The organism is Candidatus Planktophila sp. (genome assembly GCF_044348745.1).
Lineage (GTDB): Bacteria > Actinomycetota > Actinomycetes > Nanopelagicales > Nanopelagicaceae > Planktophila.
Genome location: NZ_JBIKSG010000036.1, coordinates 1 through 9,486, shown reverse-complemented (window position 1 = coordinate 9,486; position 9,486 = coordinate 1). Strand labels below are relative to the sequence as shown.

Below are 9,486 nucleotides of genomic sequence, written 5' to 3'. Positions count from 1 at the left end.
CGGCAACCTGTGGTGACTTGATTGAAAGTGCGATGAAGCGCGATATGAGTCTTAAAGATATGGGAACACTGTTGCCCGGCCACGGCGGGATGTTAGATCGCCTTGATTCTGTGGTCTTATCCGCACCAGCCATGTGGTTGGCACTTGAATTAGTAAAGCATTTCCTATGAGCGGGCTAATTCCAGAGGTAAAACTTGTTTTTGATGAGCCGGTCCAGCGTAAGAAGGCACCTAAACATTTAGCTGATTTTTCTCCAGCTGAACGAAAAGCCTTTGCAAAGGAGCTCGGATTTGAGCCTTTCAGAGCTTCTCAAGTGGCAACTCATTACTTCACCCATTTGTCTAGTAATCCAGAAGAGTGGACAGATATTCCTGCAGCAGAGCGCCAATCAATAGCAGCTGCCCTGACCCCACAAATGATTCAGTTGGTTACTACTCGTACAACAGATAACGGAATGACTAGAAAAGATTTGTGGAAGTTACATGATGGTGTTTTAGTTGAGAGCGTTTTAATGCGTTACACAGACCGAGTAACCGTCTGTATTTCCTCACAAGCAGGTTGCGGCATGAACTGTCCATTTTGTGCGACAGGTCAAGCAGGCCTTACTCGTAATTTATCTGCAGCTGAAATCACAGATCAGATCGTTGCAGCTGCAAGAGCATGTGCCAATGGTGAACTGCCAGGGGGACCAACCCGACTTTCTAACATTGTCTTTATGGGAATGGGTGAACCATTAGCCAACTACAACGCAGTAGTGCGCACCTTGCGCAACATAACGGATTCAAACCCTGATGGACTTGGAATCTCTGCTCGTTCAGTTGTTGTTTCAACCGTTGGGCTTGTTAACGGCATTGAAAAACTGATGGATGAAGGCATCAACTGCACCTTGGCTGTCTCCCTTCACACCCCAGATGATGAACTTCGAGATTCCTTAGTTCCAATTAACAATCGCTATAACGTTCGTGAGGTTTTAGCAGCCGCAGATGCTTATGAAAAAAAGACGGGTCGCAGATATTCGATCGAATACGCACTCATTCGCGATATTAATGATCAATCCTGGCGATCAGATTTGTTGGGTCGCTTGCTCAAAAACCGGAATGCTCACGTTAATTTGATTCCACTTAATCCGACACCAGGTTCTAAGTGGACCGCCTCCCGTCGAGAAGATGAAGCAGAGTTTGTTCGGATCCTGGAAAGTTACGGCGTGCCAGTAACGGTTCGTGATACTCGCGGCCGCGAGATTGATGGTGCGTGCGGTCAGTTGGCTGCGGCGGAGAAAGCGACGCCTACTAGTTAGATTTAAGGGAAATTGCTAGGCTCGGGCACATGAAAAAGCTCAGTAACTTTGTCAATGGTAAGTCTGTAGATTCAACATCAGGTGAGACCACAACCCTTGTAAATCCAGCGACAGGACAGCCTTTCGCAACTGCTCCTAATTCAAATGCGGCAGATATTGATGCAGCATTCAAGGCGGCAAGTGATGCATTCCCTGAGTGGCGCGATTCAACTCCTTCACAGCGCCAACGTGCTTTGCTAAAGATTGCTGATGCAATTGAGGAGCGGGCTGAAGAGATTATTGCTATTGAATGTGAAAACACAGGCAAGCCAATTTCGCTAACGACCACAGAAGAAGTTCCACCGATGGTGGATCAGATTAGATTCTTTGCGGGTGCTGCCAGAAATCTGGAAGGAAAGTCAGCTGGTGAATACATGCCAGGTATGACTTCCATGATTCGCCGCGAACCTGTTGGCGTTATTGGACAGGTAACACCATGGAATTATCCAATGATGATGGCGGTATGGAAGTGGGCACCTGCAATTGCAGCAGGTAACACAGTTGTTTTAAAGCCAAGTGATACAACACCTGCATCAACTGTGTGGATGGCTAATTTGATGGCGGAGTTTTTACCTGCAGGCGTTTTCAATGTTGTGTGTGGCGAGCGCGAAACAGGTGCCACACTTGTAAATCATGCACGCCCTGACATGGTTGCAATTACTGGATCAGTTGCTGCTGGAATTAAAGTGGCAGAGTCTGCTGCAAAGCAGTTAAAGCGCGTGCACCTAGAATTAGGTGGCAAGGCACCAGTTGTTGTTTTCGCAGATGCAGATCTTGCAGCAGCAGCTGAAGCGATCGCTGTTGCTGGATATTTCAACGCTGGCCAAGATTGCACAGCTGCAACACGTGTGATTGTTCAGGACTCTGTTTATGATGATTTTGTTGCGTTGATTACTGAACAAGCCAAACAAATCGCAATTGGCGCACCTGCAGATGAAGATGTTTTCCTGGGGCCAGTTAACAATGTGAATCAGCTGACCCGAATTTCAGATCTACTATCTAGAGTCCCAGCCCATGCCCAGGTGATGACAGGTGGAAGCGCCCTAGATCGACCAGGATTCTTCTTCCCAGCCACCGTAATTGCTGGGTTGCAGCAGTCCGATGAGTTGATTCAGAAGGAGATCTTTGGGCCGGTTATTACCGTTCAAAAGTTTTCAGATGAGGCCCAGGCCGTGGCCATGGCCAATGGCGTGGAATACGGGCTCGCTTCAAGCGTCTGGACCACTAACCATGGCACCGCAATGCGCATGGCAAAGGCCTTTGACTTTGGCTGTGTCTGGATCAACACCCACATTCCAATCGTCGCCGAAATGCCACATGGCGGCTTCAAGCGCTCGGGATATGGCAAAGATCTCTCAGCATACGGCTTTGAAGATTACACACGAATTAAGCACGTAATGAGTAATCTGGGGGCGTAGTATTTCCCACTGTTCGACCAACCAACTATCAATCCACAACCCACAGAAAGCTTGAGGCTCGGTAATCCGACAACTAGCTTGTGCTTAACCCTTAAGGAGTAAATCAGTATGTCAAAAGAAAGTTCACTCTCACCAGAGGCAAAATCAGTATTAGGTGCAATGGTTTCGCGCCGCGGATTACTCGCGGGTGCAGGCGGTTTAGGAGCAGTGGGATTGCTCTCTGCTTGCGGTTCATCTTCGTGCGATGTTTATGAAGCACCAGCAGATGCTGCAGTAGTTCGCTGGGGCAACTGGCCTTTGTACTTAGACTATGACCCAGAGTGCAAGTACTACCCAACATTAGACAAATTTGCTCGTGCTAATACATTAAACGCCCAGTATTTTGAAGATTACAACGATAACGATGAGTTCTTCGGAAAAGTACAGGCTCAGCTAAAAATTGGTTCAGATATTGGATATGACGTTGTCACACCAACAGACTGGATGGCAGCTCGCTGGATCCGTCTTGGTTACACACAAAAGTTTGATACAGCAAATATTCCAAACAAGTCAAACATTCTTGATTCACTTGCATCACCTTCATTTGATCCAAACCGTGAACAATCAATGACATGGCAAGGCATCATGGCTGGATTTGGTTGGAACACTGAAAAGAATCCAAATGGAATTAACACACTTGAAGAGCTATTTGCGCCACAGAACAAGGGAAAGATTGTTGTTCTCTCTGAAATGCGCGACACAATCGGCATTATTTTGTTGGCACAAGGCGTAAACCTTCAGACAGTTACAGAAGATCAATTCATGAACGCTGTTGATTACATGGCTAAGCAAATCAAGGATGGCTGGATTCGTGGCGTTAAGGGTAATGAATATGCTGAAGACCTAACTTCAGGAGATGCGACAGCAGTTATTGGCTGGTCTGGCGACATGTTTATCCTGAAGGCTGAAAATGAAGGCAAGTTTGACTTTGCTATTCCAGAGTCAGGTGGAACTATCTCAGGTGATAACTTGATGATTCCTTCAACAGCATCTGCAGAAGGTAAGGCAAATGCTGAGAAGTTGATCAACTTCTACTACGACCCAGCAATTGCAGCTGAAGTTGCTGCATACGTTAACTATGTGTGTCCTGTTAAGGGTGCACAAGCTGAGATGGAAAAGATTGCTCCAGAACTGGCAAGCAGCCCATTCATCTTCCCAGATGATGCCATGTCAAAAAGACTTAATGTCTTCCGCTCACTAACACCCGCAGAAGAAACTTCTTGGACCGAAGCATTCCAGAAGGCCGCCGGCAACTAGTGACTGACGTTTCATCTGCAACGCACGGAGATTTACGCCTAACTCGTATTTCAAAGTCGTACGGAGATTTCACTGCAGTTAATGACTTGTCATTAACAATTCCTGAAGGCTCATTCTTCGCATTACTTGGGCCTTCAGGATGCGGCAAGACGACAACGTTGCGAATGATCGCAGGGTTGGAGGAACCTACTGTTGGCAGTATCCATTTAGGTGAAACTGATATTACGACTAAGCGTCCATATCAGCGTCCCATAAATACTGTCTTCCAAAATTATGCATTGTTTCCACATTTAACTATTTTTGAAAACATTGCATTTGGGTTGCGCCGTCGTGGAATTAAAGATGTCTCTGCAGATGTAAACAAAGTCCTTGAGTTAGTTGAGTTGCCTCACCTTGCACAGCGAAAGCCAACTCAGTTATCTGGTGGACAACAACAGCGCATTGCTTTAGCTCGCGCAATTGTTAACCGCCCAGCACTGCTTTTGCTCGATGAACCGTTGGGTGCACTCGATCTCAAACTACGTCGCCAGATGCAGATTGAACTCAAGTGGATTCAGCGCGAAGTGGGCCTAACTTTCGTTCACGTTACACATGATCAGGAAGAGGCCATGACTATGGCTGACACCATCGCGGTTATGAACGAGGGTGAAATTGAGCAGATGGGTTCTCCGGCAGATCTGTATGACAACCCAGAAACTGCTTTTGTAGCAAACTTTTTGGGCCAATCAAACCTGATTAAGGGGCGTATAGAAGGCACAGACGGGGATAACTTAGTTGTTGATCTCTTCGGACAGAAAATTTCAATGCCAAAGAACCGTAGCCATGCTGTTGATAATTCTATTTACGCTGGTATTCGTCCTGAAAAATTCCGTATTTCATTGGTTGGAACACCTACTCGTGGAAACATTTTGGCTGGCGGACGCATTGAAGATGTTTCCTACATTGGTGTTTCCACTCAGTACCAGGTAACAATGCCTTGGGGACAAGAGGTAATGGTCTTTGAGCAAAATGATGATGGTGTTCCACCATTTCATAAGGGCGATGAGGTTGTAATTTCTTGGGAGCCTAACTTCACTTTTGCTCTGCGCGGCGATGAAGATGTCGAAGCTGGACTTGAAGTTAACCCTGAGGAACTAGACGAAGAATGAGCAACGCCTTGTCTAAGGTGAAGTTGCCTTACCTTTTGTTGTTGCCTGGTTTTTTGTTCCTTTTTACTTTCTTTATCTTGCCAATTATTAACCTGGCTCAAACCTCAACTCAGACACCTATTGTTGGGGGAGATACTGGCCAATATGAACAAACTCTTGCGTTTTCAAATTACATAACTGCTTTTACAGAAAACAAAGAACAGTTTGGCCGTTCCTTCATTTATGCGTTGTGCGCAACAATTTTGGCATTAGCGATTGCCTATCCATTGGCCTATGCGATCGCATTTAAAGCTGGAAGATTAAAGAACTTTCTTCTTGTTCTAGTTGTTGCACCATTCTTTGTATCTTTCTTACTTCGTACTATCGCCTGGAAGCAGATATTGGGTGAAGAAGGATTTGTCGTACCAACACTTCGAAGTATTGGAATAATTAGCGAGAGCACCACTCTGACCTCGACATCTTTTGCTGTGGTAATGGGCATGACCTATAACTTCTTGCCCTTTATGACATTACCTCTCTATGCCTCCTTAGAGCGCATAGATCCACGCACAATGGAAGCATCAGGTGACCTTTACGCAAACGGAATTACCACTTTCCGCAAAGTCACTTTGCCTTTATCTATGCCAGGTGTGGTTGCGGGAACATTGTTAACCTTTATCCCAGCAGCTGGTGACTATGTCAACGCCGCTATTTTGGGAAGCCCGAACACCAAAATGATTGGTAACGTAATTGAATCCCGGTATTTCAAGATCGTTGATTATCCAACTGCTGCAGCTCTTTCATTTACTTTAATGGCTGCAATCTTGATACTTGTAACTGTCTATATTCGAAAAGCAGGAACGGAGGAGTTGGTATGACAAGGCAAAAAGATGCGACCATTCCTACAATTCCCTTCGAAGCACGCCTGTCACGCTGGTTCGGGCGAAACCTAATCCGCATTTATGCCGTTTTTGGATTCACCTACCTCTTCATTCCAGTTCTATACACTTTTGTTTTTTCATTTAATGATTCCGGTAAGTCCAACTTAGTCTGGAAGGGCTTCACCCTAGACAACTGGAAGAACCCGTGTGGTGCTCCTGAGGTATGTACGGCACTTGGTAACTCCATCAAAATTGGATTGTTAGCAACAATTTTCTCAACGATTTTGGGAACTATGATCGCCTTTGCTATCGGACGTTATGCATTCAAGGGGCGCTCATCTTCTAACTTATTGATTTTCTTACCAATGGCTACACCTGAAATTGTTTTAGGTGCTTCGCTACTTTCATTGTTCTTGGTATTTCAAATCAATCCTGGTTTCTGGCCAACTGTTATTGCACATGTGATGTTTTGCATTTCATTTGTTGTGGTTACCGTGAAGGCACGCATTGCTTCACTAGACCCACGTTTAGAGCAAGCCGCCATGGATCTCTATGCCAATGAGTTCGCAACATTCCGCCGGGTAACTTTGCCGTTAGTGGCACCTGGTATCGCAGGTGCTGCACTTCTTGCATTTAGCTTGTCATTTGATGACTTCATCATTACAAACTTTAACTCAGGAACCTTGAAAACTTTCCCGGAGTTTGTCTATACATCTGCAGCACGTGGCATTCCTGCGCAAGCAAATGTGATTGGTTCAGCTATGTTCATTTTGGCACTGCTTATTGTGATCGCAGGGCAGTTCGTTGGCCGCAGAGTAAAGGTTTCAAAGTGACCAATCACGGCAATATGTATGGCCCAAACTTTACCTTTCTTGGGATTCCAGCATGTGATTTAGATGATCCAGCCAGTTATAAGGGCGCTGATGTAATCATTGTTGGTGCACCCATAGACAGCGGAACATCTCATAGATCTGGTGCAAAATTTGGACCACAAGCAATTCGCGGGGGAGATTACCTTCCACATGATGGTTCCAGGCCCCACTTAGCACTGCGTACCGATGGATTAAAGGATCTGAAAGTCCTAGATGCTGGTGATTTATTGATGCCAGGTGGAGATCTAGTTGCATCCCTTGCAGTGTTGCGCGAAGCAACAGAAAAGATTTCTCGAGCAGGAATTATTCCAGTTGTGCTTGGGGGAGATCACTCGATTGCATCGGCAGATGTTGCAGGAATTGCAAACCATTTAGGCCATGGAAAAGTTTCTATGATTCACTTTGATGCTCATGCCGATACCGGAGAAGATCAGTTTGGAGCATTAGTCGGTCACGGAACACCTATGCGTAATCTGATCAACAATGGTTATGTTCGTGGAGATCGTTTCTTACAGCTGGGGTTGCGCGGATATTGGCCAGAGGATGCAACTCTAAATTGGATGCGCGATCAAGGTATGCGATCTTATGAAATGACTGAAATTCACCACCGTGGATTAACGGCGGTGTTAGATGAATCCTTTGCAACAGTAGTTGACGGTTGTGATGGAGTTTTTCTATCCGTAGATATTGATGTTGTTGACCCAGGTATGGCACCGGGGACTGGAACCCCAGAACCTGGTGGAATGACAAGTCGTGAATTGCTCGAAGCGGTCCGACGAATTTGTTTAGAGCTTCCTATAGTTGGTATTGATGTAGTTGAAGTTGCTCCACCATTTGATACGGCAGATATCACGGCTATTTTGGCCAATCGGGTGGTTCTTGAAGCGCTTAGTGCAATAGCTAAAAGACGTTCTGGTGGCATTTATTCGCCTACTCAGAACCTTCTCGATCGATAACCACCTATTTCTCAAGATGTCAGCGGTATTGTGCATACTTTGGTGCAACTTCTAAGGGTTAGGTAATTAATGGAAATTCTAGGTATCGCAGCTTTTATCGTCGCACTCCTCTTTTCAGTTATGGTCCACGAGTTTGGGCATTACATAACTGCGCGTCGATATGGAATGCGAGTTTCTGAGTTTTTCCTAGGTTTTGGCAAACGCCTTTGGTCATTTACTAAAGGAGAGACTGAGTTTGGAATCAAGGCCATTCCTGCAGGCGGTTATTGCAAAATCGAAGGTATGGCACCGGGTGATCAAATGCCTGCAGGTGAAGAGGATCGCGCCTTTTATAAGGCATCGTCTGGGAAGAAGTTAATTGTTCTTGGAGCTGGATCTTTTCTGCACTTCGTACTTGGCTACCTTTTGTTATTTGTGTTATTTGCGGGCGTTGGAACAACACAAGTTTTACCTGTTATTGGTGAAGTAGTTCCTAACTCTGCTGCACAGGCCGCCGGCATTCAAGTCGGCGATGAAGTGGTTTCAATTAATGGAGTTAGGGTCTCAGTTTGGATCGAAGATGTTGAAAAGATTCGTAATTCTGAAGGCAAAGAGTTAAAACTTGGATTAATCCGAGATGGTCAAGAAATAACAGTAACCGCTACAGCACGCTTGACTGATGTGGAAGGAACAAAGCGATATTTGCTCGGAATAGTAAATACCGTGGGAGTCAAACGCACTGGGGTAGTGGAATCGACTACTAAAGCCTTTACTCTGACAAAGAGTTTTGTTACCGAGAGCGTTAAGTCTTTAATTCAATTGCCATCAAAGATTCCTGCGTTATGGGGCCAAACAGTCCGTGGTGAAGAACGTGATGCAAACGGACTTGTTGGAGTAGTCGGTGTTGCACGAGTATCTGGCGAAGCGGTTGGAAGCTCTGCGTTGACCGATTCTGAGCGGTTAGCAACCTTCTTATTGATTGTGGCAAGCCTTAATATCTTCGTGGGTATTTTCAATCTCTTGCCGATTTTGCCATTAGATGGCGGTCATATGGCTGTTGCTATCGCTGATGAAATTCGTGCATTTTATGCTCGCTTGCGCGGACGGGCACGTCCTCCTGCTATCGATGTGACGGTCCTAACCCCAGTAACGTTGGTGGTTTTTGTGATTCTTGCCTGTTTGACATTGCTACTTTTGGTTGCAGATGTCATTAATCCAGTGACCTTTAACCTTTAATTCGGCGGTTTTCCCTTGCGTAGTGCAGAATAAAGCCATGGTTGATCTCGGAATTCCAAGCGCACCACCGCCAACACTGCACCCTCGTCGCAAAACGCGTCAGCTCAAGGTTGGCTCAGTTGGTGTGGGAAGTGATTCACCGGTTTCAGTTCAATCGATGTGCACAACACTTACCGCTGATGTGAATGCCACATTGCAGCAAATTGCAGAGTTAACAGCATCAGGATGTCAGATTGTTCGCGTTGCAGTTCCAAGTCAAGATGATGCAGATGCGCTTGCTCAGATTGCGAAGAAATCACAGATTCCAGTGATTGCAGATATTCACTTCCAGCCTAAATATATCTTCGCTGCAATTGATGCAGGATGTGCTGCGGTCCGAGTTAAT

10 protein-coding genes are annotated in these 9,486 nt (G+C 45.7%); all 10 read left to right on the top strand.

Annotated features, from left to right (window positions below; all coding sequences use genetic code 11):
• Positions 1–170: phosphatidate cytidylyltransferase (locus tag AC9UH7_RS05550; RefSeq protein WP_509596072.1), on the top strand; the 170-nt coding region annotated here is incomplete at its 5' end.
• Positions 167–1,297: a dual-specificity RNA methyltransferase RlmN gene (gene rlmN / locus AC9UH7_RS05545; RefSeq protein ID WP_509596070.1), complete on the top strand. Its 1,131-nt coding sequence runs from the start codon at positions 167–169 to the stop codon at positions 1,295–1,297. The genes AC9UH7_RS05550 and rlmN, both read left to right, overlap by 4 nt.
• A gap of 29 nt (positions 1,298–1,326) precedes the next feature.
• A complete protein-coding gene (locus AC9UH7_RS05540; RefSeq protein WP_509596068.1) occupies positions 1,327–2,754 on the top strand; it encodes a gamma-aminobutyraldehyde dehydrogenase in 1,428 nt (475 codons plus the stop codon).
• A 108-nt stretch (positions 2,755–2,862) separates the two neighbouring features.
• The gene (locus tag AC9UH7_RS05535; RefSeq protein WP_509596067.1) at positions 2,863–4,050 is read left to right on the top strand and encodes an ABC transporter substrate-binding protein; all 1,188 of its coding nucleotides are present in this window, start codon (positions 2,863–2,865) and stop codon (positions 4,048–4,050) included.
• Positions 4,050–5,198 (top strand): ABC transporter ATP-binding protein, encoded by a 1,149-nt coding sequence (locus tag AC9UH7_RS05530; protein WP_509596066.1) that lies wholly within the window; start codon positions 4,050–4,052, stop codon positions 5,196–5,198. The genes AC9UH7_RS05535 and AC9UH7_RS05530 overlap by 1 nt, the downstream gene beginning before the upstream one ends.
• Positions 5,195–6,055 (top strand): ABC transporter permease, encoded by an 861-nt coding sequence (locus AC9UH7_RS05525; RefSeq protein WP_509596064.1) that lies wholly within the window; start codon positions 5,195–5,197, stop codon positions 6,053–6,055. The genes AC9UH7_RS05530 and AC9UH7_RS05525 overlap by 4 nt, the downstream gene beginning before the upstream one ends.
• Positions 6,052–6,891: an ABC transporter permease gene (locus AC9UH7_RS05520; RefSeq protein WP_509596062.1), complete on the top strand. Its 840-nt coding sequence runs from the start codon at positions 6,052–6,054 to the stop codon at positions 6,889–6,891. Before AC9UH7_RS05525 ends, AC9UH7_RS05520 begins: the two co-directional genes overlap by 4 nt.
• Complete coding sequence (speB, locus tag AC9UH7_RS05515; RefSeq protein ID WP_509596060.1) at positions 6,888–7,886, top strand: agmatinase; 999 nt, start codon at positions 6,888–6,890, stop codon at positions 7,884–7,886. The genes AC9UH7_RS05520 and speB overlap by 4 nt, the downstream gene beginning before the upstream one ends.
• A gap of 69 nt (positions 7,887–7,955) precedes the next feature.
• Positions 7,956–9,101 carry a M50 family metallopeptidase gene (locus AC9UH7_RS05510; protein ID WP_509596058.1) on the top strand — a complete coding sequence of 382 codons (1,146 nt, stop codon included), beginning with the start codon at positions 7,956–7,958 and terminating at the stop codon, positions 9,099–9,101.
• A gap of 37 nt (positions 9,102–9,138) precedes the next feature.
• Positions 9,139–9,486: flavodoxin-dependent (E)-4-hydroxy-3-methylbut-2-enyl-diphosphate synthase (locus AC9UH7_RS05505; RefSeq protein ID WP_509596056.1), on the top strand; the 348-nt coding region annotated here is incomplete at its 3' end.